Here is a 23,231-nt window from a genome sequence, read left to right as displayed (position 1 = left end):
GCTTAATTCATCCAGCCCTTGACCCAGTCCATCACCGACTCCGGCGAGGCAGGTGTTTCGCTTGCACACGCGGCGCCGGGTGGCGGCTCGCTGCCGCGAATATACGGCATCTGCACCGCGCCGGGGCAGTTGGCATCGGAACCCTGGCCGGTGCGCGAATCGACCCAGGCCTGCACGACGTTGTCCGGCTGCGGCATGTCCAGCGGCAGCGGATCGGCCTTGCGCATGAAACTGGTCCAGACCTGCAGCGCACCAGTGGCACCGGTGAACGGCGTCTTGCCGTTGTCATCGCGACCGAGCCAGACCACCGCCAGCAGATCCTGACTGAAACCGGCAAACCAGCTGTCGCGCGAATCGTTACTGGTACCGGTCTTGCCCGCCAGCGTCAGGGTTTTGGGCAGCACGTTATAAACCGAACTGCCGGTACCTTCACGCATCACCCGCTGCATGGCGTTCTGGATCAGGTAGATGGAAGCCGGATCGAAACGCTGTTCGATCTGGAACGGATAACGCTTGAGCGGCTCGCCCTCGGCGGTCAGCACGCTGCGAATACCGCGCATCGGCGTGTTGAAACCACCGTTGGCCAGCGTCTGATACATGGTCGCCACTTCGATCGGCGTCATGCCGCCGGCACCGAGCAGCATTGACGGGAACGCCGGGAATTCACGGGTGACGCCCAGGCGACCGAGGGTCTTCAGCACGTTCGGCACGCCGACTTCCAGGCCCAGACGCGAAGTCGAGAGGTTGTAGGAATGCGCCAGACCCTGATAGAGGAACACCGTGCCGTGGGAACGGCGATCGTAGTTTTGCGGCTTCCACACCTGACCGTTGGCGCCTTTGACCGACAACGGATCGTCCGACAGCCAACTGGTCAGCGTGTACTGGCTCGGTTTCTCCAGCGCGGTGAGGTACACCGCCGGTTTGATCAGCGAGCCGATCGGACGTACCGCATCGAGTGCGCGGTTGAAACCGGCGTAACTGGCCTGACGGCTGCCGATCATTGCCTGGACTTCACCGGTTTCCGGGTTGGTCACGACCATCGCCGCCTCGACGTCATCGGAGCCCTTGCGCCCGGCCAGACGTTTGAACGTGTCGTTGACCGAAGCTTCGGCTTTCATCTGCAGGATCGGATCGAAACTGGTGAAGATGCGCAGGCCTTCTTCGGTCAAGTCCTCGTCGCGATAGTCTTCGCGCAACTGACGTTTGACCAAGTCGATGAAGCCCGGGAACGAGCTGTCGGCGAGCTTGCCGCGGGTGGTTACACCCAATGGCATTTTCTTCGCTGCTTCGACCTGTTCGGCAGTTGCCACGCCTTGCTGCGCCAGCACATCGAGGACCAGATTACGCCGCTCCAGCGCACGCTCCGGGTTACGCCGCGGGTTGTAGTAGGACGGCCCCTTGACCATGCCGACCAGCAACGCGACCTGATGCAGTTTCAGCTCGGACAATGGCTGGCCGAAGAAGAACTGGCTGGCCAGACCGAAACCGTGCACCGCCCGCTGACCGTCCTGGCCGACAAAGACTTCGTTGAGGTAGGCCTCAAGGATTTCCTGCTTGTTGTAATGCAGTTCGAGCAGCAACGCCATCATCGCTTCGGTGAGCTTGCGGGTCAGGCTGCGTTCGCTGGTCAGGTAGAAGTTCTTCACCAACTGCTGCGTCAGCGTACTGCCGCCCTGGGTCATCCTGCCGCCGGAGGTGTTGATCCACACCGCGCGCGCGATCGATTTCGGCGACACGCCCCAATGGCTATAGAAATCGCGGTCTTCCACGGCGATCAGGGTTTCCAGCAGGTACGGCGGCACCTGATCGAGCTTGATCAGGATGCGGTCTTCAAGATTTTTCGGGTAAATGCCGCCGATCATCAGCGGTTCGAGGCGCACCACCGACAGCTTCGAACCGTTGGTCGCGGACAGCTCGGCGACGTAATCGCCGGAGAAACGCACGCGCACCGGCTGCGGTTTTTCCAGCCCCTCATAAAACTGGAAGCCACGGGTGTTCAGGTCGACCGTATTGCCGCTGACGGCGGCGGCACCGGGGCCATTGCTCACGGCTTCGCGGCGATAGCCGAGGGCATCGAGTTCGGTGAGGAAATCGTCCTTGCTGAGCTTCTGTCCGACGAACAGCTCGAGCGGGCGCGCATACACCTTGGCCGGGATGGTCCAGCGCTTGCCGGAGAATTTCTCCTGCACCACGGCATCGAGGTAAACGGCGAAGCCGGCAAGCACCACAAGGCCGACCAGACTGAGTTTAATGGCCCAGCTCAACCATGGGCTGAGGCCCTTGGCTGGTGGTTTTTTCTTGGTACGGGGGGATCGGGATCGAGTCATGGCGGCGGATTATACGCACTTTATCGATCCTCAACAGGCACGCGCGGAGGTTTGCGTCAGGCGGGCAAGCAGCCATAATGGCCGCCTCGAATTCCCCCGCCTCTGAAGGATCGCCCGTGAGCCAGTCCCTGATCGCTGCCCTGCAAAACCCGGCCCTCTACCCGCATCCCGTCGAAGGATTTCAGGTCATCGAAACCCACATCTCGTGGGTGATCCTCACCGGCCCCTTTGCCTATAAAGTGAAGAAACCGGTGAATTTCGGCTTTCTCGACTTTACCAGCCTCGACGCACGCGCGCATTTCTGCGCGGAAGAGCTGCGCCTCAACCAGCGTCTGACCGCTGATTTGTATCTGGACGTGTTGCCAGTCACCGGCAGCATCGAAGCCCCGCAACTCGGTGGCGACGGCCCGGCCATCGAATATGTGCTGAAAATGCGCCAGTTCCCGCAGAGCGGGTTGCTCAGCACGCTGCAAGCCAATGGCGAACTGACCACTCAGCACATCGATGCCCTGGCTGAGCAGATTGCCCATTTCCATCTCAATGCCCCGAAAGTCCCGGCCGAACACGACGCCGGCACGCCGGACAGCGTGATGGCGCCGGTCGCGCAAAACTTCGAGCAGATCCTGCCATTCCTCAGCGACAAGAACGACCTGCTGCAACTTGAAGCACTGAAAGCCTGGGCCGAAAGCAGCTTCGAACGCCTCAAGCCGTTATTCGCCCAGCGTAAGGCGCAAGGTTTCACCCGCGAATGCCACGGTGATATTCACTTGGGCAACGCCACGGTCATCGACGGCAATGTGGTGATCTTCGACTGCATCGAATTCAACGAGCCATTCCGTTTCACTGACGTCTGGGCCGATACCGGCTTCCTCGCGATGGACCTGGAAGACCGCGGCTTGAAATCGCTGGCGCGTCGCCTGATCAGCCAATACCTGGAACTGACCGGTGACTATCAGGGCCTGGAAGTGCTGAACTTCTATAAAGCCTACCGCGCTCTAGTGCGCGCCAAAGTGGCGCTGTTCAGCATGCCGGCGGATGCGACTGCCGTGCAGCGCGCCACCACCCTGCGCCAGTACCGCAACTACGCCAACCTGGCAGAAAGCTACAGCACCATTCCTTCGCGCTTCATGGCCATCACCCACGGTGTTTCCGCCGTCGGTAAAAGCCACGTGGCCATGCGCCTGGTGGAAGCGCTGGGCGCGATTCGCCTGCGTTCGGATGTCGAGCGCAAGCGCCTGTTCGGTGAGCAGAGCGTTGCCAACGATGTGCAGGCAGGCATTTACAGCGCCGACGCCAGCGCCGCGACTTACGCGCGCCTGCATGAGATCGCCGAGGTCATCTTGCACGCCGGTTTCCCGGTAGTGATTGACGCGACCTATCTCAAGCGTGAGCAGCGCGACAACGCAGCGAAGATTGCCGAAGCCACCGGCACGCCCTTCCTGATCCTCGACTGCAACGCCCCGCAAGCCGTGATCGAAAGCTGGCTGGCGGTGCGTCAGGCCGATAAAAAGGATCCGTCCGACGCCACCCTCGCAGTCATCGAAGCGCAGCAGGCCAACCGCGAAGCGCTGACGCCGGAAGAAATCCTGCGCAGCAAACGCGTGCAGACCAATGAATCCGGGACGCTGGACACCGTGGTCGCGCAGATCCGTCAGCGCCTGCCAGGTCTGTAAAAAACTATTTCGGCCGTGAAGCCCTCGCTCGCTTCACGGCCGTCAAATAGTGGCACTATACTGGCGTCATAAAACCAACAGGTGATCTGACATGAGCCAGCCGAAACTGCTCGACACTCCGCTTTACGCCCTGCTGCACAAAGATGATGTCGCAGGCTTCAACAACGAACGTCCACAGGATGGCCTGATCGACATGGTCGGCGGCGACTTCCGTGGTCTGGACCTGCGTGAACTGAACGCCGATAACGTGGATTTCCGCGATGCGTACTTCCGCTCCGCCGATCTGCGCGGCATCGACTTTCGCAAGGCTTCGCTCGAAGGCGCCAGCCTGGCCCATGCGCAGATTTCCGGGGCGTACTTTCCGCCGGAGCTGAGTGCTGACGAGATCCTGATGTCGATGAATTTCGGCACGCGGTTGCGGTATCGCACTCGCTGATATTCATCGGCAGCCCCTGACACAACATCCTCCCCCTGTAGGAGTGAGCCTGCTCGCGATAGCTGACTGATATTCAAAATGGATGTCGGCTGCTACACCGCCATCGCGAGCAGGCTCACTCCTACAGTTGTATGCATTACCCCCCTCCTCCTGCATTCGCAGGTCTTTCACCCGCCTTTCTTAGAAGCTTTTGCGTCGATTCCGACCAAACAACCACGCTTTTCCTACTGATGGCTACACTCCTGAGAAGCTTGCCCACGCACCATTCGGCCGTCGCAAGGAGGCTTGATGAATGATGAACTGCAACACCTGAAAAATCTTGGCAAGACATCGGCGCAATGGCTGCATGCCGTGGGCATCCACAGCGCCTCGGACTTGCGTCGCCTCGGTGCGGTGGATGCCTATCGCGCCGTGCGCACCCGCGGGTTTCGCGCGTCGAAGGTGTTGCTGTATGCGATCGAGGGCGCGTTGATGGACGTGCACTGGAACGACATTCCCGCCGAGCGCAAGGACGCCTTGAACAAGCAGCTCGAAGCCATTTCTGCGCGCCACAAAAACTGAGCAGGCGCTGACGCCATGTATTTGCTGGGGGAACAATCGGCGCCCGCCGACGCACTGATCAATCGTTTACAGAATCTTCCCGGGCAATGGCTGCAGGAGCTGTCGCCATGCGCGCCGGTTATTGAGCTGCAGGCAACAGATGACCTGTTTGCACAGGTGGCTGGCGACCAGTTGTTTCTGCTGAGCGAGGGCGTGGTACATGGCTGCATCGCCGGCCGTGCGCTGTTCTACTGGCAGGAAGGTGATCTGCTCGGTCTGCAACGTGGCGAGCAATGGAGCGACTGCCGCTTGCGCAGCGAGGGGACTGTGCGGCTGCTGCCTTATCGGCGCGCTGAAGTGCTGCAGCATTTGTATGCCGACCCTGATCGAGCGGAGCAGCTGCTGAGCTATCTGCTCGGGCAAATGGCGCTGCTCGCCCACGCGGTGGCGGAGCTGAAACCGCGCGAGTTTCGCAGCACCAACGGCTTCAAACGCGTTGAAGCCGGCGCCGTCCTGATTCACCAGGGCGATGCAGCGGATCATGTCTTCGTGATCATCGACGGGCACGCCGAGGCATTCGTCGACGGACACAAGGTCGGCGAGGTGCCCAAGGACGAGATTTTCGGCGCCATGGCGTTGTTCACTGGCGAGCCGCGCAATGCCACGGTGGTGACGCGCGAACAAAGCACAGTGATGCTGATTCCCGGTGATCAATTTTTGAGCATGACCCGCAGCAATCCGAAGATCGCTCACAGCCTGATCGAAGGGATGGCTCGACGGATCGGCCAATTGAATCGACAGATCACTCAGTTGACGACGCATCGCACCTAGCGCGAAGCCCTTTGTTTATGGAGCCTCACGGCCGCTCGAAAAACTTAATTACAGATTTGCAAAAACAGCGGTTGACTCGGTAATGAGAATCGCTATGATTATCACAACTGATCGCGAGATCAGTCGATATTCTGAAAAGCCCTTGGTTCGGACTCTCAGATTATCTCCTCATCAGGCTAATCACGGTTATTTGACCCGGTTTTTACCGGGTCTTTTTTTGCCCGCAGAAAAGTCATTTGCCGAATTGCTGGCGCATCTGCTCGCAGTAATCGGGCTTCGGCGTCGCCGGCGTGTACCAGACATAGTCGGCCATCGCTGCCGTGACCGCATCGCCCTGCTCGGCGAGCATCAATACGATCGGTGGCTTGCCAGCGCCGAGATCCAGCAAATGCAGCGGCACGCCAACATCCTTGCGCGCATGCCAGGCGCCGGCCAGCAGGATCGAAGGGGTCGGTGCCGTCAGCATTCCCTCGGCCATACGTCGATCACGCTGTTGCTGAATCGCCAACATCGCCGGCATCTGTGATTCGGGCAACAAGCCGCAGTGAGATTCACTGACTTGTCCAAGCAAGGTGTTTTTCACCGCCGGCGCATTACTGCGCGGGCCGTCGAGAGCAGGTGGATTTCGATAAAACGCGCGGATGTCGCTGTCGTCGAGATTGGCCGCCAGCAGCGGATACGGCTGCGTCAGGGCGAAGCGCACGATAGGCCCGTAAAGATTCCAGTCCCAGCCATCCTGCCAGGCCAATGCAACAGGCAGATCTGCCGGAACAGATTTCGACTGGCGCAGCGCATCGACTTTCGCTTGTTGATTCGGCGTGAGCATTTCCAGCAGCAGGCTGCCTTGCGCGCGTTGCTCGCCGAGCGACTGCAACAGCCACAACTGTGCGGCATGATGATCGGCGTTGTCGTGCTGCTCACCCATGATCAAGCGCTCAGTTTCAGCGAGGCGGGTCAGCAGTTGCTGCGCGGTGAGCATCTCGCCGCTGCGCAGATCGCGGATTTCACCGCTCACCGGCGGAGCCACCACGTGCTGACAGCCTGCCAGCAACACCAGCGCCCACAACCACAATCCACGCATGCGACACCTCGATGATTGATCAGCGGGCGATGATCAGCGGATGCCCACGCTCCGGGTGCGGTTGCACCAAAACCTCCAGGCCGAACACCGCTTTTAGCGTATCCGGGCGCAGCACCTGCTGCGGAGTGTCCAGCGCGACCGGACGCCCCTCTTCCAGCAACAACACCCGGTCACAATAGCGCGCCGCCAGATTCAGATCATGCAGGATCACCAGCACCGCCGCGCCACGATTGGCAAACTCGCGTACCGCTTGCAGGGTGATGTGCTGATGCAGCGGATCGAGCATCGAGGTCGGTTCGTCGAGCAACAAGGTTTGCCCGACCTGCCCTGGCCAGAGTTGCGCCAGCACCCGCGCCAGATGCACACGTTGACGCTCGCCACCGGACAATGCCAGATAACTGCGCCCGCTCAGGTGCCCGGCATCGGCAGCGGCCAGCGCCGCCGCGACAATTTCGTCATCACGCCTGCGCCCGGTCAGGTAGGGCAAACGGCCCATGCCGACGACCTCTTCAACGGCGAAGGCAAAGTCCAGTGTCGAAACCTGCGGCAGCACCGCCAGTCGTTGTGCCCGCTGCGTGCCGCTCCAGTGACTCAACGCCTGCTCGTCGAGCGAAACGTTGCCGTCACTGGCGAGCAATTCTCCGCACAGGGCGCCGAGTAATGTGCTTTTGCCGGCGCCGTTCGGCCCCAGCACGCCAAGCACTTCACCGGGTTCGAGTTGCAGCGTGACCCCACTGAGCACTGCTTTGCGGCCACGGCGGACGTGCAGATTGTGCGCAGACAACATCAGGCACGCCCTCGCAACAGCAGATAAAGAAAGAACGGCGCGCCGATAAACGCGGTAACAATGCCGATCGGCAACTCCGCCGGCGCCAGCGCCAGGCGCGCCACCAGATCGGCAAGCAACAACAGGCTCGCACCCGCCAGGACCGAGGCTGGCAGCAGCACCTTATGATCGGGACCGGCCAGCAGGCGCACCAGATGCGGCACGACCAGCCCGACGAAGCCGATCATGCCTGCCGCCGCCACCGCCGCGCCGACACCCAGCGCGGTGCAGAACACCAGTTCGCGCTTGAGCCGTTCGACATCGATGCCCAGATGCCCGGCCTCGGATTCACCCAGCAACAAGGCATTCAATGCCTTGGCCCGACGCGGCAGCCATAGCGCCACGCCGATGGTAATGATCAGCAAAGGCCATAGCCGCGCATAGCTGGCGCCGTTGAGGCTGCCCAGGTTCCAGAATGTCAGGGTGCGCAGCGTGGCGTCATCGGCCAGATAAGTGAACAGCCCTACCGCCGAACCGGCCAGCGCCGTCAGCGCGATACCCGCCAGTAACATTGTTGCAACGTGAGTCTGACCGTTGCGCCGGCCCAGCCGATAGACCAGCGCCGTGACCCCGAGCCCGCCGAGAAACGCGCACACCGATAACAGGTAAGGGCCGAACCACTCCGGCAGGCCGCCGAAGAACGAGCCGCCGACAATCGCAATCGCCGCGCCGAGTGCCGCGCCACTGGACACCCCGACCAACCCCGGATCGGCCAGCGGGTTACGAAACAAACCCTGCATCGCTACCCCGGACAGCGCCAGCACGCCGCCGACCGCCAACCCGAGCAAGGTTCGCGGCAGGCGAATCTGGCCGAGAATCAGCTCGGCCTGCTCCAGCCCTTCCGGCGCCAACGGCACGCCAATCAGACGCAACGCGGCGCGCAAGGTATCCACTAGCGGCAGGCTCACCGGCCCCAGCGCCAGCGACAGCCAGATCGCCAGCAGACACAGCAATGTCAGGCCGATAAACAAGCCACGGGGTTTGACCAGTGTGGTCATTGGCCGTCCTTGGCCGGGTAGAAACCGTCAGTCAGGGTTTGCAAAGCGGCCGGCAGACGCGGCCCAAGCCCACCCACCAGCAGCGTCGGGTCCAGCTCCATCACGCGTCCGGCCTTGGCCGCACGGCTGGAATTGAGAATAGGGTTTTCCTTGAACAACGCAGCTTTAGCCGCCTCACCGCTCAGCGCACGGTCGGCGAACACCAGCACTTGCGGATCGAGGCTGGCGAGGGATTCCACGGAAAACGGTTTGTAGCCGGTATGCGTTGCAAGGTTGTGCCCGCCGGCCTGCTGCAGCAGCCAATCGGCGGCGGTGTCCTTGCCGGCGATCAACGGCTTGCCACCGGCGTGCCCGAGCAATAGCAGGACGCCTGGGGCTTTCTGTGTGGTCTGCACTTGGGCAACGCGGGCAGCCTGCGCCTGAAGTTGCTGTTTATAAGTCTGCAGCAACTGCGCCGCCTTCGCTTGCGCACCGAGCAACTGCCCGAGATGAGTGACATTCTTTTCCAGCGTCGGCAGATCCGGCTGCGCCGAGAACAACTCGACTTTCACCTTGGCCGCTTTGACTTGCGCCAGAACCGGTGGCGGCCCCATCTCTTCAGTGCCGATGAGAATGTCCGGGCGCAGGCTCAAGATGCCTTCCGCTGACAGGCTGCGCTGATAGCCAATGCTCGGCAGCGTTTGCAACGATTGCGGATGCTGACTGGTGGTGTCGACTCCCACCAGCTTCGACTCGCCGCCCAACGCGCTGACCCATTCCGACAGTGCCCCACCGGCGCTGACCCAGCGTTGCGGTAAATCCGCCGCGATCGTCTGATGGCTGAGAAAAAGGCCGACGCACAGCATGGCAACGCGGGTTTTCAGGCGCATATACAGCTTCCTTGAACAAGGTTTCCCGGGCATCGGCGCAGCGAGCCAAGTATCCTCGACAACAGCCAGACTCCCTTTGGGAGAAGGCCGCCATTTGATAATTGTTTGCATTTGAACGTCAAGCTCGGACATATCCAGACACGAGCGGACACTAGAGGATAGCCATGAAGTTTCTCTGCGCCGGCAGTGCTCTCGTCGAAGCCGGCAGTCGCGGTTTCGAAATCGACGGCAAAAAGCTGTTCGCCGTACGTCGCGGTGGACAGGCCTACGTCTATCTCAACCGCTGCCCGCATCGGGGCGTCGGCCTGGAATGGCAGCCCGACCGGTTTCTCGACCCCAGCAACACCCTGATCCAGTGCGCCACCCACGGCGCACTGTTTCTGATCGAGGACGGCGAATGCGTTGCCGGCCCGTGCGCCGGGCAATCACTGACGGCGATTGAATGCCGGGAAGATACACAAGGCGTGTGGGTCTATGTTTAACCGTTGAGCAAGACGTCGAGTCGACGGTCGATGACCATCTCTTCATGGTCGAGGCGCACGCCGTAGGCCAGCACCTCGACACCGCAGGCGACCGCCTCACGCAGCGCCTCGGCGTAAGCCCAATCGATCTCCTCGGCCGGGCGCACGGCATCGATGCCGGTGAGGTTTACACAGTACAACTGCACCGCCCGAATGCCGTCGCGCGCCAGATGCGCCAGCTCACGCAGATGCTTGGCGCCGCGCTGGGTCACCGCATCGGGAAACGCCGCCACAGCCGTACCGTCGAAGCCCAACGTGACGCTTTTCACTTCGACGTACGCCGGGCCGCTGGGGTATTCGAGGCAGAAGTCGATGCGGCTTTTTTCCTGGCCATAGGCGACTTCACGCTTTAACGCGGTAAAGCCATTCAATTCGCTGATCACGCCAGCCTGCAAGGCCTCTTCGACCAAACCGTTGGCGCGCCCGGTGTTGACGCAAAACAGCCGGCCCTGCGGGGTCTCACCGATTTCCCAGGTCCCGGGCAATTTGCGTTTGGGGTCGTTGGAGCGACTGAACCAGACCTGCCCGCCCTCCACCTGGCAGTTGAGCATCGAACCGGTATTCGGGCAGTGAATGGTCAGCAACTCGCCGTTAACGGTCTCGATATCGGCGAGAAAACGCTTGTAGCGACGAATCAGCCGCGCTTCTTCCAGAGCAGGATAAAAGCGCATCAGCCTTGCCAGCTCTTCAAACCGTGCGCGATGCGCTCCACGGCTTCCCGCAAGCGTGTGAGGTTTTGGGTGTAGGCGAAGCGCACGTGATGGCCGGCCTGATAACGACCGAAATCCAGCCCGGGCGTGAAGGCCACATGCTCGGTTTCGAGGAAATGCCGGCAGAACGCGAAGGCATCGCCGCCGAAACGGCTGATATCGGCGTACAGATAGAACGCGCCCTCCGGCTCAACGGCAATGTTGAAGCCGAGCTCGCGCAGCGCTGGCAGGAGGAAATCGCGACGGCGGGCGAATTCGGCGCGGCGCTCTTCGAGAATCGCGATCGTCGCCGGTTCGAAACACGCCAGCGCCGCATACTGCGCCATGCTCGGCGCGCTGATGTAGAGGTTCTGCGCAAGTTTTTCCAGTTCACCGACCGCCGCTTCGGGCGCCACCAGCCAGCCCAGGCGCCATCCGGTCATGCCGAAATACTTGGAGAAACTGTTGAGGACAAAAGCGCTGTCATCGACTTCCAGCACACTGGCGGCATCGGTGCCGTAGGTCAGGCCATGGTAGATCTCGTCCACCACCAGATGCCCGTGTCTGGCCTTGATCGCTGTGGATAACCCGGCCAGCTCATCGCGGGTCAGCAGAGTCCCGGTCGGATTGGCCGGCGAAGCGACCAAGGCGCCGACACTGTCGTGGTCCCAATGCCGCTCGACCAGATCCGGGGTCAGTTGATAACGCACCTCCGGCCCGACCGGGACCAGTTGCGCCGCGCCTTCGACCAGCCGCAGGAAATGCCGGTTGCACGGGTAGCCCGGGTCTGCCAGCAGCCAGTGTTTACCCGGATCGACCAACAAGGCACTGGCCAGCAACAGCGCGCCAGAGCCGCCCGGTGTGATCAGAATGCGCCGCGGGTCGATGTTCAGGCCGTATCGCGACTGGTAAAACCCGGCAATCGCCTCGCGCAACTCGGGAATGCCACGGGCCGCGGTGTAACGGGTCTTGCCCGCGGTCAACGCGGCTTGGCCGGCGCGAATGATCGGCTCGGCGGTGGTGAAGTCCGGCTCGCCGATTTCCAGATGGATCACGTCGTGCCCTTCAGCCTGCAATTCATTGGCCCGCGCCAGCAGCGCCATCACATGGAACGGTTCGATCGCACGACTGCGCGCACTGTAGGTGGCCATCGGATTGCCTTCGACAGGAAAAAAGAGACGATTCTACCTGTCTGCCGGAACGAGCGAGAACCCGTGAAGGTCACAGCCTCAAGAACGCTGGACTGTAACGATCTGAACGTACGCTCCAGGATTGACTAAAATCAGTGATTGAACAGGTCTCCATTCCCACAGACACGGCTTGCCAAACATCTGCAAGCGCCACCCGCCGGGGGCTCGACATCCGGGAGTAGCGCAGGCTGATTTGATCTGGTAAGTTCGCCCGCTTGCAGCCGCAGGGCCGGCAGGTGTCGGTGATGGAGCAATCCTGCGCAATGGATTACAAGAGTAGAGGCGGTCTATTTCATGTCCACCCAAGCAAAGCAACAGCAGCAAGCGACGATCAGCGGCTTCGAACCTTACGTTTCGAAGGCGGGTGAAGAGTACATGGGCGCTCCGATGCGCGCGCACTTCACCAAGATCCTGAACAAGTGGAAACTGGACTTGATGCAGGAAGTCGACCGTACGGTTGATCACATGAAAGACGAAGCGGCCAACTTCCCTGACCCGGCCGACCGTGCCAGCCAGGAAGAAGAGTTCGCCCTCGAACTGCGCGCCCGCGATCGCGAGCGCAAGCTGATCAAGAAAATCGACAAGACGCTGCAACTGATCGAAGACGAAGAGTACGGCTGGTGCGAGTCCTGCGGCATCGAGATCGGCGTCAAGCGCCTCGAAGCCCGTCCGACCGCCGATCTGTGCATCGACTGCAAGACCCTGGCGGAAATCAAGGAAAAGCAGGTCGGCAAGTAATCTCGACCTGAACGAAAAACGGAGCGTGCGAACGCTCCGTTTTTGTTTGTGCCTTTTGTTTCTGCCGTTGCTTTTTGTAGGAGTGAGCCTGCTCGCGATAGCGATGGCTCAGTCAATATCTTGGTTGAATGTCACACCGCTATCGCGAGCAGGCTCACTCCTACAGGTTGACCTGCGTATAGCCTGAAAAGTAGTTTCGTTTCCATGACCGCCAAAACGTCCCCCGCCTACATCGGCCGCTTCGCCCCCACCCCCAGTGGCCACCTGCACTTCGGCTCGCTGGTCGCTGCGTTGGCGTCCTACCTCGACGCCCGCTCGGTCGGTGGGCGCTGGCTGGTGCGCATGGAAGATCTCGATCCGCCGCGGGAAGAGCCCGGTGCGCAAGCGGCGATTCTCAAGGCGCTGGAAAGTTACGGTTTCGAATGGGACGGCGAAATGGTCCGCCAGAGCGATCGGCACGCGGCCTACGCCGAGGTGCTCGACAGCCTGTTCAATCACGGTCTGGCGTACGCCTGCACCTGCTCGCGCAAACAGCTGGAGCCCTACCACGGCATTTATCCTGGGTTCTGTCGCAACGCCGGGCATGCTCAGCACGACGCCGCAATCCGCCTGCGCGTGCCGGAGCTGGAATACCACTTTATTGACCGCGTACAGGGCGAATACCGTCAGCACCTGGGCCGCGACGTTGGCGACTTCGTCATCCGTCGTCGAGACGGTCTCTATGCCTATCAACTCGCGGTGGTGCTCGATGACGCCTGGCAGGGCATCACCGATATCGTGCGCGGCGCCGATCTGCTCGATTCGACGCCGCGCCAGTTGTACCTGCAAGAACTGCTCGGCCTGAAACAGCCGCGCTATCTGCACCTGCCATTGATCACTCAGCCGGACGGCAACAAACTCGGCAAGTCCTACCGCTCGCCACCGCTTGAAGCCGATCAAGCCACGCCGTTACTGCTGCGAGCCTTGCGTGCATTGGGGCAGAACCCCGGCACTGAGCTGGCCCACGCGTCGCCGCGCGAACTGCTTGTCTGGGGCAGCGCACACTGGGATGCCGACAGGATCCCGCGCACACTGACCCTGCCCGAAGCGCAACTGCAATGACGACACTTGCAGTCGCGCGCCCATCCGTTACCATCGCCGCACGTTTTCGGGCACGCGCATAAAAAAGAGAGGCCGGGATGTACATCTATCGCTTGGTCCTGCTTCTGGTCGTCGGGATCTACCTGTTCTCCCCCGCCATCATGGATTGGTGGATCGACGCGACGGGCGCTTGGTATCGCCCTTATCTGCTCTGGCTGATCCTGATTGTCGTGACCTTCATCCTGCAGAGCCAAAAAGATGCCGATGAGCTTTAGCCTGACCCAGATGATCCTGGTCAGCGCCGCGTACCTCGCGGCACTGTTCGGCGTGGCCTGGGTCAGCGAACGGGGCATGATCCCGCGCGCGATCATTCGCCACCCGCTGACCTACACCCTGTCGCTTGGGGTTTACGCCAGTGCCTGGGCGTTCTATGGCACGGTGGGTCTGGCCTATCAGTACGGTTACGGCTTTCTGTCCAGCTATCTCGGCGTGTCCGGCGCGTTTCTGCTGGCGCCGGTGCTGCTTTATCCGATCCTGAAAATCACCCGCACCTACCAACTGTCATCGCTGGCCGACCTGTTCGCCTTCCGCTTTCGCAGCACCTGGGCCGGCGCGCTGACCACGATCTTCATGCTGATCGGCGTGCTGCCGCTGCTGGCCCTGCAGATTCAGGCAGTGGCCGACTCGATCGGCATTCTCACCGGCGAACGCGTGCAAAGCCGCGTGGCGCTGGCGTTCTGTGCGCTGATCATTCTGTTCACGATTTTCTTCGGTTCCCGGCATATCGCCACCCGCGAGAAACACGAAGGGCTGGTGTTCGCGATTGCCTTTGAGTCGATCATCAAACTGATCGCCCTCGGCGGCGTTGGCCTGTATGCGCTGTATGGCGTGTTCGACGGCCCGCAACAGCTTGAGCTGTGGCTGCTGCAGAACCAGACCGCCCTCGCTGCCCTGCACACGCCGTTGCAGGAAGGCCCGTGGCGCACGCTGCTGTTGGTGTTCTTCGCCTCGGCAATCGTGATGCCGCACATGTATCACATGACATTTACCGAGAACCTCAATCCGCGCTCGCTGGTCAGTGCCAGTTGGGGCCTGCCGCTGTTTCTGCTGTTGATGAGCCTCGCCGTGCCGCTGATTCTCTGGGCCGGCCTGAAACTGGGCGCCACCACCGACCCGGAATACTTCACCCTCGGCATCGGCATTGCCGCCAACAGCAAACCGCTGGCCTTGCTTGCCTATGTCGGTGGTCTGTCCGCCGCCAGTGGCCTGATCATCGTCACCACCCTGGCCTTGTCGGGCATGGCGCTGAACCATCTGGTGCTGCCGCTCTATCAACCGCCGGCCGAGGGCAATATCTACCGCTGGCTGAAATGGACCCGCCGGGCGTTGATCGTTGCCATCATCATGGCCGGTTTCGGTTTCTACCTGATGCTGGGCGTCGAACAGGATCTGGCCAACCTCGGTATCGTCGCATTCGTGGCTACCCTGCAATTTTTGCCCGGGGTGTTGTCGGTGCTGTACTGGCCGACCGCTAACCGCCGCGGCTTCATTGCCGGTCTGCTGGCGGGGATCACGGTCTGGGTGGTGACCATGTTGCTGCCGCTGGTCGGCAATCTGCAGGGTTTCTACATTCCGCTGCTGAACATGATCTACGTGCTCGACGACACCAGTTGGCACATGGCAGCCATCGCCTCGCTCGCCGCCAACGTGCTGATGTTCACTTTGATTTCGCTGTTCACCAACGCCAGCCCGGAAGAAGCCAGTGCGGCCGAAGCCTGTGCGGTGGACAACGTGCGCCGCCCGCAACGCCGCGAACTGCACGCCGCCTCGCCGCAGGAATTCGCCACGCAACTGGCCAAACCGCTGGGCGCCAAGGCGGCGCAGAAAGAAGTCGAGCAAGCGCTGCGCGATCTGTATCTGCCCTTCGACGAACGCCGCCCTTACGCTTTGCGCCGTTTGCGCGACCGCATCGAGGCCAACCTGTCCGGCCTGATGGGCCCGAGCGTCGCGCAGGATATGGTGGAAACCTTCCTGCCCTATAAGGCCGGCGGCGAAAACTACGTTACCGAAGACATTCACTTTATTGAAAGCCGCCTCGAGGATTACCACTCGCGCCTCACAGGCCTGGCCGCCGAACTCGACGCCCTGCGCCGCTACCACCGGCAGACCTTGCAGGAGCTGCCGATGGGCGTCTGCTCGCTGGCCAAGGATCAGGAGATCTTGATGTGGAACAAAGCCATGGAAGAGCTGACCGGCATCGCTGCGCAGCGGGTGGTCGGTTCGCGCCTGAGTACCATCGCCAACCCGTGGAAAGAGTTGCTGCAAGGCTTCATCAATCTGCCCGACGAGCACTTGCACAAACAGCATCTGGCCCTCGATGGCCAGACCCGCTGGCTGAACCTGCACAAAGCGGCAATCGACGAGCCGTTGGCACCGGGCAACAGTGGCCTGGTGTTACTCGTCGAGGATTTGACCGAAACGCAGATGCTCGAGGACAAACTGGTGCACTCCGAACGTCTGGCCAGCATCGGTCGACTCGCGGCGGGTGTGGCTCACGAAATCGGCAACCCGATCACCGGCATTGCCTGTCTGGCGCAAAACCTGCGTGAAGAGCGTGAAGACGACGGCGAACTGACGGAAATCAGCGGGCAGATTCTCGAGCAGACCAAACGCGTCTCGCGCATCGTCCAGTCGCTGATGAGCTTCGCCCATGCCGGCAGCCATCAGCACAGCGACGAACCGGTGTGTCTGGCCGAAGTCGCGCAGGATGCCATTGGCCTGCTGGCGCTGAACCGGCGCAATTTCGAAGTGCAGTTCTACAACCTGTGCGATCCCGACCACTGGGTCGAAGGCGACCCGCAACGGCTTGCCCAGGTACTGATCAATCTGCTCTCGAACGCCCGTGACGCCTCGCCGCCGCACAGTGCCGTGCGGGTCAAGAGTGAAGCCGGCGAACACACGGTCGATCTGATCGTCGAAGACGAAGGCAGTGGTATTCCGTCGAGCATCATGGACCGATTGTTCGAACCTTTCTTCACCACCAAGGATCCGGGTGAAGGCACCGGTCTGGGCCTTGCACTGGTCTATTCCATCGTTGAAGAGCATTATGGACAAATCACCATCGACAGCCCGGCTGATGTACAAAGCCAGCGCGGCACCCGTATCCGGGTGACCTTACCGCGTCATGTCGAAGCGACGTCCGCTGTGAACTGAGACCGTCGAGAGTATCGAATCAATGCCGCACATTTTGATCGTCGAAGACGAAACCATTATCCGCTCCGCCTTGCGCCGCCTGCTGGAACGCAACCAGTACCAGGTCAGCGAAGCCGGATCAGTGCAGGAAGCACAAGAACGCTTCACCATTCCTACGTTCGATCTGATCGTCAGCGACCTGCGCCTGCCGGGCGCCCCGGGCACCGAGCTGATCAAGCTCGGCCAGGGCACGCCGGTGCTGATCATGACCAGTTACGCCAGTCTGCGCTCGGCGGTCGACTCGATGAAAATGGGCGCGGTCGATTACATCGCCAAACCGTTCGACCACGATGAAATGCTCCAGGCGGTTGCGCGGATCCTGCGTGATCGCCAGTCCGCGCCCGCCGTCGGCGAAGCCACGGCGAGCAAGCCTGCCACTGGCAACGGCAAAGCCTCGGTGGATAACAGCAACGGCGAAATCGGCATCATCGGTTCGTGCCCCCCGATGCAGGACCTTTACAGCAAGATCCGCAAGGTCGCGCCAACCGATTCCAACGTCCTGATCCAGGGCGAGTCCGGCACTGGCAAGGAGCTCGTGGCCCGCGCCCTGCACAATCTGTCGAAACGCGCCAAGGCGCCGATGATCTCGGTGAACTGCGCGGCGATTCCGGAAAGCCTGATCGAGTCCGAACTGTTCGGGCACGAGAAAGGCGCGTTCACCGGTGCCAGCGCCGGTCGCGCCGGTCTGGTCGAAGCGGCGGACGGCGGTACCTTGTTCCTCGATGAGATCGGCGAACTGCCACTGGAAGCCCAGGCTCGCCTGCTGCGGGTCTTGCAGGAAGGCGAAATTCGCCGGGTCGGTTCGGTGCAGTCGCAGAAAGTCGATGTGCGCCTGATCGCTGCAACCCACCGCGATCTCAAGAGCCTGGCGAAAATCGGCCAGTTCCGTGAAGACCTTTATTACCGTCTGCACGTGATTGCCCTCAAGCTGCCGCCGCTGCGCGAGCGTGGCGCCGACGTCAACGAAATCGCCAATGCCTTCCTCGCTCGCCAGAGCGCACGGATCAATCGCACCGACCTGAAATTTGCCGCCGATGCCGAACAGGCGATCCGGCACTATTCCTGGCCGGGCAACGTGCGCGAGCTGGAGAACGCCGTCGAGCGCGCGGTGATTCTCAGCGAAAGCCCGGAGATCTCCGCCGACCTGTTAGGCATCGACATCGAGCTGAGCGATCTGGAAGACGACGAGTTCATCGGTCTGCCGCCGCAAACCGGCGGTAACGCCAGCAACAGCAGCCATGAGCCGACCGAGGATCTGTCGCTGGAAGACTATTTCCAGCACTTCGTCCTCGAGCATCAGGACCACATGACCGAGACCGAACTGGCGCGCAAACTGGGCGTCAGCCGCAAATGCCTGTGGGAACGCCGCCAGCGTCTGGGCATTCCACGGCGCAAGACCGGGGTCGCCAGCGAGAGCTGAGCGTTACCCACCGCGTGTGCGGGTAACGCATGCCAATGTGAAAAAACTGTTACCGCAGTCGATTCACGTAACAGAAGCCGGGGTTATCGGTAACGAAACCCCGGCTTTTTTTCGCCCCTGCAAAACGGTTATATCGACCTAACCCCTTGTTTTGCGGGGTTTGGCAAAAGTTGGCACGCACCCTGCTATATGTTTGGTACAAGAACAATAACAAGCAATGCACAAGACAATAAAAATAAGACGAATCGACTCACGCACAATAAAAACAAGACGGCGAGAGGCGCAGCTAACTGATTCTTTTGGAGAGGCGTTGTATTTGGGGCTTGCCCCACGACCAGGCCGAGAACAACAAAAACTGTCCTAAGACAGAGCCTGTACTGGTTGGATCGAGAGATCACTGCAATTCAGCGACCAAAGCAATCCGTTTGCTCTTGGCTCCCGATTGGGAGGGTCACGAAGGAAACACTTCGTGGCGAGGGCACTCAACAAAAACAAGAAGCCCGAATCAATAATAAAAAGAGCACGCAACTACTTCTTGGGGAGCTTCGGCTCCCCTTGTAGTTTCTCCCCTTGGTAAAATCCCCCCATTTTCCTCGCTCGGCCCTTGCAGCTTGCGGCTTTCAGCCCGAATCTGCTGTCTCCTACACCATCCCCCGACTAAATGCTAGAATCTGCGCCCATCATGCGGTCATTCTTTTGGTATGGCCGAACATTCCTTCAAACAGTGCATCCCATGCTGAAGAAGCTGTTCCAGTCATTCCGAACTCCCGTGCGTCGTACGCAACACATCCGCAGCACCCCTGAAGTGCTCAACAGTGGCCAACATTCGCTGCAGAAAACGCAGTTCAGCCGCTATGCGGTGAACATCGTCGAACGCCTGCAAGGTGCCGGTTACCAGGCTTATCTGGTCGGCGGTTGCGTGCGTGACATGCTGCTGGGCATCACGCCCAAGGATTTCGACGTCGCCACCAGCGCCACCCCCGAGCAGGTCCGCGCCGAATTCCGCAATGCGCGGATCATCGGTCGCCGGTTCAAACTGGTGCACATCCACTTCGGTCGCGAAATCATTGAAGTCGCGACCTTCCGCGCCAATCACCCGGTCAACGAAGACGACGAAGACAGCAATCAGTCTTCGCGCAACGAGAGCGGGCGGATTCTGCGCGACAACGTCTACGGCACTCTGGAAGAAGACGCGCAACGCCGCGACTTCACCATCAACGCCCTGTATTACGATCCGGTCAGCGAGCGCATCCTCGACTACGCCAACGGTGTACACGACATCCGCAATCACCTGATCCGTCTGATCGGCGATCCCAAGCAACGCTATCAGGAAGATCCGGTGCGCATGCTGCGGGCCGTGCGTTTCGCCGCCAAGCTCAATTTCGGCATAGAGAAGCACACCGTGCAGCCGATCCGCGAACTGGCACCGATGCTGCGCGAGATTCCATCGGCGCGGCTGTTTGAAGAAGTGCTCAAGCTGTTCCTGTCCGGCCACGGCGCGATCACCTTTGAAATGCTGGTCGATCTGCAACTGTTCGCCCCGCTGTTCCCGGCCAGCGCCGAGGCGCTGGAATACAACCCGGAATACACCCACACGCTGATCAGCGAAGCGCTGAGCAACACCGACCTGCGCATCAAGCAGAACAAACCGGTGACCCCGGCGTTCTTGTTTGCCGCCCTGCTTTGGCCGGCACTGCCGGCCCGCGTGTTGCGTCTGCAGGAACGTGGCATGCCGCCGATTCCGGCGATGCAGGAAGCCGCTCACGAGCTGATTGCCGAACAGTGCCAGCGCATCGCGATTCCGAAGCGCTTCACCATGCCAATCCGCGAAATCTGGGACATGCAGGAACGTCTGCCACGGCGCAGTGGCAAACGCGCCGATCTGTTGCTGGACAACCCGCGTTTCCGCGCCGGTTACGATTTCCTCCTGCTGCGTGAAAGCGCCGGTGAGGAGACCGACGGCCTCGGCGAATGGTGGACCGATTATCAGGACGCCAACGACAGCGAGCGCCGCGACATGATCCGCGACCTCAGCGGCAAGGGTGACGATGCCAGTGGCGCACCGCGCAAGCGCCGCCGCAGCGGCGGTTCCAAGCGCAAGCGCGCCGGGGCTTCGAGCGCGACGGGCGAGTAAGCCATGGAACGCATCTACATTGGCCTGGGCAGCAACCTCGCTGACCCGGCCGACCAATTGCGCAGCGCCATTGCGGCGTTGGGGCAATTGCCGCAGACCAGCCTTGCCGGCGTTTCAGCCTTTTATCAAAGCGATTCACTGTTGCCGGGCCAGCCGCGTTACACCAACGCCGTCGCCGCCCTCGACAGCTCGCTCGCACCGATCGAGCTGCTCGACGCCTTGCAAGCCATCGAAAACGCTCAGGGCCGCGAACGCCTGGAGCGCTGGGGGCCACGCACGCTGGATCTGGACATTCTGCTGTTTGGCGATCGTTTGATCGATGAGCCACGGCTGAAAGTCCCGCACTACCAGATTCAGGAGCGCGCCTTTGTGCTCTATCCCCTCGCTGAACTGGCGCCGCAGGGTCTGCGTCTCGCCGATGGTCGCACGCTGACAGACCTGGTGGCCGCCTGCCCGTTCGTCGGTCTCGAACGCCTCCAGACAGATTGATTGCAATCCCCTGTGGGAGCGAGCCTGCTCGCGAAAGCGGTGCGTCATTCAACACTCTGTTGACTGATCTGCCGCCTTCGCGAGCGGGCTCGCTCCTACATTGGTTTATTTCACATCCGGGATTTTGTCAGACAAGAATTCCCCAATTCAGGCCGGCCGCGCCGCTGAATCGCATCAGTAACGCCGGTAACACCGCCCGCGTAACAATGCGGTAACACACGCAATTGACTTCCGCTTGGCTCATCACGACTATAGGCGTCCCGCTGCCGCCAACCCGGCATGAACGGGCGCAATCCAGGCCTTTTAAAGCACGACACAAGACCGTGCGCCTGAGTAGATGAAGAATCACGCGCGTGACTCGCAGCAGTTTCCAGAGCGCCTGAACGAGGATTTTTTACATGCCAGCCATCACCCTGACCACGCTCCAGAGCCTCAAGCAGAAAGGTGAAAAGATCACCATGCTGACCTGCTATGACGCGACCTTCGCCCACGCCTGCAACGAGGCCGGTGTCGAAGTGCTGCTGGTCGGCGACTCCCTCGGCATGGTCCTGCAAGGTCATGACAGCACCCTGCCAGTGACCACGGCGGAAATGGCCTACCATGTCGCCAGCGTCAAGCGTGGCAACGGCGATGCCCTGATCCTTGCCGACCTGCCGTTCATGGCCAACGCCACCCTTGAGCAAACCATGATCAACAGCGCCATGCTGATGCAGGCCGGCGCGCACATGATCAAGGTCGAAGGTCAGCTGTGGCTGGCGGAGTCGATCCGTCTGCTCGCCGAGCGCGGTGTACCGGTGTGCGCGCACATGGGCCTGACCCCGCAGGCGGTGAACATCCTCGGCGGCTATAAAGTGCAGGGGCGCAACGAGAACCAGGCGCGGCAGATGCGGGCCGATGCGATCGCGCTGGAGCAGGCCGGTGCGTCGATGCTGCTGCTCGAGTGCGTGCCGAGCGAGCTGGCGGCGGAAATCAGCCAGGCCGTGGGCATTCCGGTGATCGGCATCGGCGCCGGCAACGCCACCGACGGTCAGGTGCTGGTATTGCACGACATGCTTGGCCTGTCGATCACCGGCCGCGTACCCAAATTCGTCAAGAACTTCATGCAAGGTCAGGACAGTATCCAGGCCGCGCTGAAGGCTTACGTCAGCGAAGTCAAAGCCACCACGTTCCCCGGCATCGAACACGGATTCTCTGCATGAACACCGTCAAAACCGTACGCGAACTGCGCGCCGCCGTCGCCCGCGCGCGCAGTGAAGGCAAGCGCATCGGCTTCGTGCCGACCATGGGCAACCTGCACAGCGGCCACGTCGCGCTGATCACTAAAGCCACTCAGCGAGTGGACTTCGTGGTCGCGAGTGTTTTCGTCAATCCGCTGCAGTTCGGCGCCGGCGAAGACCTCGACAAATACCCGCGCACCCTCGCCGCCGATCAGCAAAAGCTCCTCGAAGCCGGTTGCGATCTGCTGTTCGCGCCAACGGTTGAAGAGATGTACCCCGACGGCATGGCCGGCCAAACCCGGGTCAGCGTGCCGCAACTCTCCGAAGGCCTGTGTGGTGCCAGCCGTCCGGGGCACTTCGAAGGCGTGGCGACGGTGGTCAGCAAGCTGTTCAACATGGTCCAGCCTGATCTGGCGATTTTCGGCCAGAAGGATTACCAGCAACTGGCGGTGATCCGCGCGCTGGTGCACGACCTGAACATGCCGATCCAGATCATCGGCGAGCCGACCGTGCGTGCAGCGGACGGTCTGGCGCTGTCGTCGCGCAACGGTTTTCTCAGTGAAGAGCAGCGCGCCGTGGCGCCGGTGGTCTACCGCGTGCTGAGCAACATTGCCGAAGCGATCAAGCAAGGTCAGCGTGATTACCCGGCGCTGGTAGCTGCGCAGTTGCAGGTGCTGGAAGCGGCCGGTCTGCGCCCGGATTATCTGGAAATCCGCCATGGCCTGACCTTGCGTCCGGCGACGGCGCAGGATCGCGATCTGGTGATTCTGGCGGCGGCGTTCCTGGGTACGACACGGTTGATCGACAACCTGCACCTGAATCTCGATAGCCCGACCTGAAGACAACGCATTTCCCCTGTAGGAGTGAGCCTGCTCGCGATAGCGGTAAATCAGTCAACAACGCTTTGACTGACAGACCGC

21 protein-coding genes are annotated in these 23,231 nt (G+C 61.2%); 14 read left to right on the top strand and 7 right to left on the bottom strand.

From position 1 onward, the window contains the following. Positions 1-2: 2 nt before the first annotated feature. Positions 3-2,327, bottom strand: a complete 2,325-nt coding sequence (gene mrcB / locus DCO47_RS12805; protein WP_042610453.1) for a penicillin-binding protein 1B — start codon at positions 2,325-2,327, stop codon at positions 3-5. A 116-nt stretch (positions 2,328-2,443) separates the two neighbouring features. Here mrcB and DCO47_RS12800 point away from each other — a divergent pair, with 116 nt between their 5' ends. The 4 genes from DCO47_RS12800 to DCO47_RS12785 all read left to right on the top strand — a co-directional run bounded on the left by DCO47_RS12800 (position 2,444) and on the right by DCO47_RS12785 (position 5,807). Next, the gene (locus tag DCO47_RS12800) at positions 2,444-4,000 is read left to right on the top strand and encodes a bifunctional aminoglycoside phosphotransferase/ATP-binding protein (protein ID WP_116658210.1); all 1,557 of its coding nucleotides are present in this window, start codon (positions 2,444-2,446) and stop codon (positions 3,998-4,000) included. Positions 4,001-4,091: 91 nt separating this feature from the next. Further along, the gene (locus DCO47_RS12795) at positions 4,092-4,436 is read left to right on the top strand and encodes a pentapeptide repeat-containing protein (RefSeq protein ID WP_064364141.1); all 345 of its coding nucleotides are present in this window, start codon (positions 4,092-4,094) and stop codon (positions 4,434-4,436) included. A 288-nt stretch (positions 4,437-4,724) separates the two neighbouring features. Further along, the gene (locus DCO47_RS12790) at positions 4,725-4,997 is read left to right on the top strand and encodes a TfoX/Sxy family protein (RefSeq protein WP_016773175.1); all 273 of its coding nucleotides are present in this window, start codon (positions 4,725-4,727) and stop codon (positions 4,995-4,997) included. Positions 4,998-5,012: 15 nt separating this feature from the next. Continuing rightward, the gene (locus tag DCO47_RS12785; RefSeq protein ID WP_116658209.1) at positions 5,013-5,807 is read left to right on the top strand and encodes a Crp/Fnr family transcriptional regulator; all 795 of its coding nucleotides are present in this window, start codon (positions 5,013-5,015) and stop codon (positions 5,805-5,807) included. A gap of 232 nt (positions 5,808-6,039) precedes the next feature. Here DCO47_RS12785 and DCO47_RS12780 read toward each other — a convergent pair whose 3' ends face one another. Genes DCO47_RS12780 through DCO47_RS12765 form a run of 4 tightly spaced genes read right to left on the bottom strand, consistent with a single transcriptional unit; the run spans position 6,040 to position 9,581 of the window. After that, positions 6,040-6,888, bottom strand: a complete 849-nt coding sequence (locus DCO47_RS12780) for a ChaN family lipoprotein (RefSeq protein WP_116658208.1) — start codon at positions 6,886-6,888, stop codon at positions 6,040-6,042. Between the two features lie 19 nt (positions 6,889-6,907). Continuing rightward, entirely contained in the window at positions 6,908-7,675 is a 768-nt protein-coding gene (locus DCO47_RS12775) for a heme ABC transporter ATP-binding protein (RefSeq protein WP_116658207.1), read from the bottom strand. After that, the gene (locus DCO47_RS12770; RefSeq protein ID WP_165839207.1) at positions 7,675-8,658 is read right to left on the bottom strand and encodes an iron ABC transporter permease; all 984 of its coding nucleotides are present in this window, start codon (positions 8,656-8,658) and stop codon (positions 7,675-7,677) included. Before DCO47_RS12770 ends, DCO47_RS12775 begins: the two co-directional genes overlap by 1 nt. Positions 8,659-8,708: 50 nt before the next feature. Beyond that, complete coding sequence (locus tag DCO47_RS12765) at positions 8,709-9,581, bottom strand: hemin ABC transporter substrate-binding protein (RefSeq protein WP_083353581.1); 873 nt, start codon at positions 9,579-9,581, stop codon at positions 8,709-8,711. 164 nt (positions 9,582-9,745) lie between these two features. Here DCO47_RS12765 and DCO47_RS12760 point away from each other — a divergent pair, with 164 nt between their 5' ends. Then, entirely contained in the window at positions 9,746-10,063 is a 318-nt protein-coding gene (locus DCO47_RS12760; RefSeq protein WP_116658205.1) for a Rieske (2Fe-2S) protein, read from the top strand. On the opposite strand, the gene sfsA is transcribed toward DCO47_RS12760, so the two are convergent. After that, positions 10,060-10,773, bottom strand: a complete 714-nt coding sequence (gene sfsA / locus DCO47_RS12755) for a DNA/RNA nuclease SfsA (protein ID WP_116658204.1) — start codon at positions 10,771-10,773, stop codon at positions 10,060-10,062. The two genes, DCO47_RS12760 and sfsA, sit on opposite strands and share 4 nt — an antisense overlap. Then, positions 10,773-11,942 (bottom strand): pyridoxal phosphate-dependent aminotransferase, encoded by a 1,170-nt coding sequence (locus DCO47_RS12750; protein WP_065615676.1) that lies wholly within the window; start codon positions 11,940-11,942, stop codon positions 10,773-10,775. Before DCO47_RS12750 ends, sfsA begins: the two co-directional genes overlap by 1 nt. 333 nt (positions 11,943-12,275) lie before the next feature. Here DCO47_RS12750 and dksA point away from each other — a divergent pair, with 333 nt between their 5' ends. From dksA to panC, 9 genes are all read left to right on the top strand, one after another. Continuing rightward, positions 12,276-12,719: an RNA polymerase-binding protein DksA gene (dksA, locus tag DCO47_RS12745; RefSeq protein WP_042610464.1), complete on the top strand. Its 444-nt coding sequence runs from the start codon at positions 12,276-12,278 to the stop codon at positions 12,717-12,719. A gap of 204 nt (positions 12,720-12,923) precedes the next feature. Further along, a complete protein-coding gene (gene gluQRS, locus DCO47_RS12740; RefSeq protein ID WP_064364134.1) occupies positions 12,924-13,820 on the top strand; it encodes a tRNA glutamyl-Q(34) synthetase GluQRS in 897 nt (298 codons plus the stop codon). Positions 13,821-13,897: 77 nt separating this feature from the next. Beyond that, complete coding sequence (locus DCO47_RS12735) at positions 13,898-14,074, top strand: hypothetical protein (protein ID WP_003176118.1); 177 nt, start codon at positions 13,898-13,900, stop codon at positions 14,072-14,074. Then, positions 14,058-17,012, top strand: a complete 2,955-nt coding sequence (locus DCO47_RS12730) for a sensor histidine kinase (protein ID WP_165839205.1) — start codon at positions 14,058-14,060, stop codon at positions 17,010-17,012. The genes DCO47_RS12735 and DCO47_RS12730 overlap by 17 nt, the downstream gene beginning before the upstream one ends. A gap of 22 nt (positions 17,013-17,034) precedes the next feature. After that, the gene (locus tag DCO47_RS12725; RefSeq protein WP_042610466.1) at positions 17,035-18,471 is read left to right on the top strand and encodes a sigma-54 dependent transcriptional regulator; all 1,437 of its coding nucleotides are present in this window, start codon (positions 17,035-17,037) and stop codon (positions 18,469-18,471) included. A 733-nt stretch (positions 18,472-19,204) separates the two neighbouring features. Continuing rightward, complete coding sequence (locus DCO47_RS12720; RefSeq protein ID WP_042610467.1) at positions 19,205-20,605, top strand: polynucleotide adenylyltransferase PcnB; 1,401 nt, start codon at positions 19,205-19,207, stop codon at positions 20,603-20,605. Positions 20,606-20,608: 3 nt separating this feature from the next. Beyond that, positions 20,609-21,094 (top strand): 2-amino-4-hydroxy-6-hydroxymethyldihydropteridine diphosphokinase, encoded by a 486-nt coding sequence (folK, locus tag DCO47_RS12715; protein ID WP_116658201.1) that lies wholly within the window; start codon positions 20,609-20,611, stop codon positions 21,092-21,094. A 398-nt stretch (positions 21,095-21,492) separates the two neighbouring features. Continuing rightward, positions 21,493-22,293, top strand: coding sequence for a 3-methyl-2-oxobutanoate hydroxymethyltransferase (gene panB / locus DCO47_RS12710; protein ID WP_042610469.1), 801 nt, complete (start codon positions 21,493-21,495; stop codon positions 22,291-22,293). Continuing rightward, the gene (gene panC, locus DCO47_RS12705) at positions 22,290-23,150 is read left to right on the top strand and encodes a pantoate--beta-alanine ligase (protein WP_042610470.1); all 861 of its coding nucleotides are present in this window, start codon (positions 22,290-22,292) and stop codon (positions 23,148-23,150) included. Before panB ends, panC begins: the two co-directional genes overlap by 4 nt. Positions 23,151-23,231 lie beyond the last annotated feature (81 nt).

It is taken from the genome of Pseudomonas sp. NDM, assembly GCF_003105095.1.
Lineage (GTDB): Bacteria > Pseudomonadota > Gammaproteobacteria > Pseudomonadales > Pseudomonadaceae > Aquipseudomonas > Aquipseudomonas moraviensis_A.
Note: the sequence above shows the minus strand (reverse complement) of the source record. Positions and strands in the feature narration are given on the sequence as shown.

Bases quoted from the DNA above. Each gene is read 5' to 3' on its own strand.
- DCO47_RS12730 (WP_165839205.1), top strand. From the start codon at position 14,058: ATGCCGATGAGCTTTAGCCTGACCCAGATGATCCTGGTCAGCGCCGCG.
- gluQRS (WP_064364134.1), top strand. From the start codon at position 12,924: ATGACCGCCAAAACGTCCCCCGCCTACATCGGCCGCTTCGCCCCCACC.
- DCO47_RS12725 (WP_042610466.1), top strand. From the start codon at position 17,035: ATGCCGCACATTTTGATCGTCGAAGACGAAACCATTATCCGCTCCGCC.
- DCO47_RS12735 (WP_003176118.1), top strand. From the start codon at position 13,898: ATGTACATCTATCGCTTGGTCCTGCTTCTGGTCGTCGGGATCTACCTG.
- DCO47_RS12775 (WP_116658207.1), bottom strand. From the start codon at position 7,675: ATGTTGTCTGCGCACAATCTGCACGTCCGCCGTGGCCGCAAAGCAGTG.
- DCO47_RS12720 (WP_042610467.1), top strand. From the start codon at position 19,205: ATGCTGAAGAAGCTGTTCCAGTCATTCCGAACTCCCGTGCGTCGTACG.
- sfsA (WP_116658204.1), bottom strand. From the start codon at position 10,773: ATGCGCTTTTATCCTGCTCTGGAAGAAGCGCGGCTGATTCGTCGCTAC.
- folK (WP_116658201.1), top strand. From the start codon at position 20,609: ATGGAACGCATCTACATTGGCCTGGGCAGCAACCTCGCTGACCCGGCC.
- DCO47_RS12780 (WP_116658208.1), bottom strand. From the start codon at position 6,888: ATGCGTGGATTGTGGTTGTGGGCGCTGGTGTTGCTGGCAGGCTGTCAG.
- DCO47_RS12790 (WP_016773175.1), top strand. From the start codon at position 4,725: ATGAATGATGAACTGCAACACCTGAAAAATCTTGGCAAGACATCGGCG.
- DCO47_RS12795 (WP_064364141.1), top strand. From the start codon at position 4,092: ATGAGCCAGCCGAAACTGCTCGACACTCCGCTTTACGCCCTGCTGCAC.
- panC (WP_042610470.1), top strand. From the start codon at position 22,290: ATGAACACCGTCAAAACCGTACGCGAACTGCGCGCCGCCGTCGCCCGC.
- panB (WP_042610469.1), top strand. From the start codon at position 21,493: ATGCCAGCCATCACCCTGACCACGCTCCAGAGCCTCAAGCAGAAAGGT.
- DCO47_RS12760 (WP_116658205.1), top strand. From the start codon at position 9,746: ATGAAGTTTCTCTGCGCCGGCAGTGCTCTCGTCGAAGCCGGCAGTCGC.
- DCO47_RS12750 (WP_065615676.1), bottom strand. From the start codon at position 11,942: ATGGCCACCTACAGTGCGCGCAGTCGTGCGATCGAACCGTTCCATGTG.
- DCO47_RS12765 (WP_083353581.1), bottom strand. From the start codon at position 9,581: ATGCGCCTGAAAACCCGCGTTGCCATGCTGTGCGTCGGCCTTTTTCTC.
- DCO47_RS12785 (WP_116658209.1), top strand. From the start codon at position 5,013: ATGTATTTGCTGGGGGAACAATCGGCGCCCGCCGACGCACTGATCAAT.
- mrcB (WP_042610453.1), bottom strand. From the start codon at position 2,327: ATGACTCGATCCCGATCCCCCCGTACCAAGAAAAAACCACCAGCCAAG.
- dksA (WP_042610464.1), top strand. From the start codon at position 12,276: ATGTCCACCCAAGCAAAGCAACAGCAGCAAGCGACGATCAGCGGCTTC.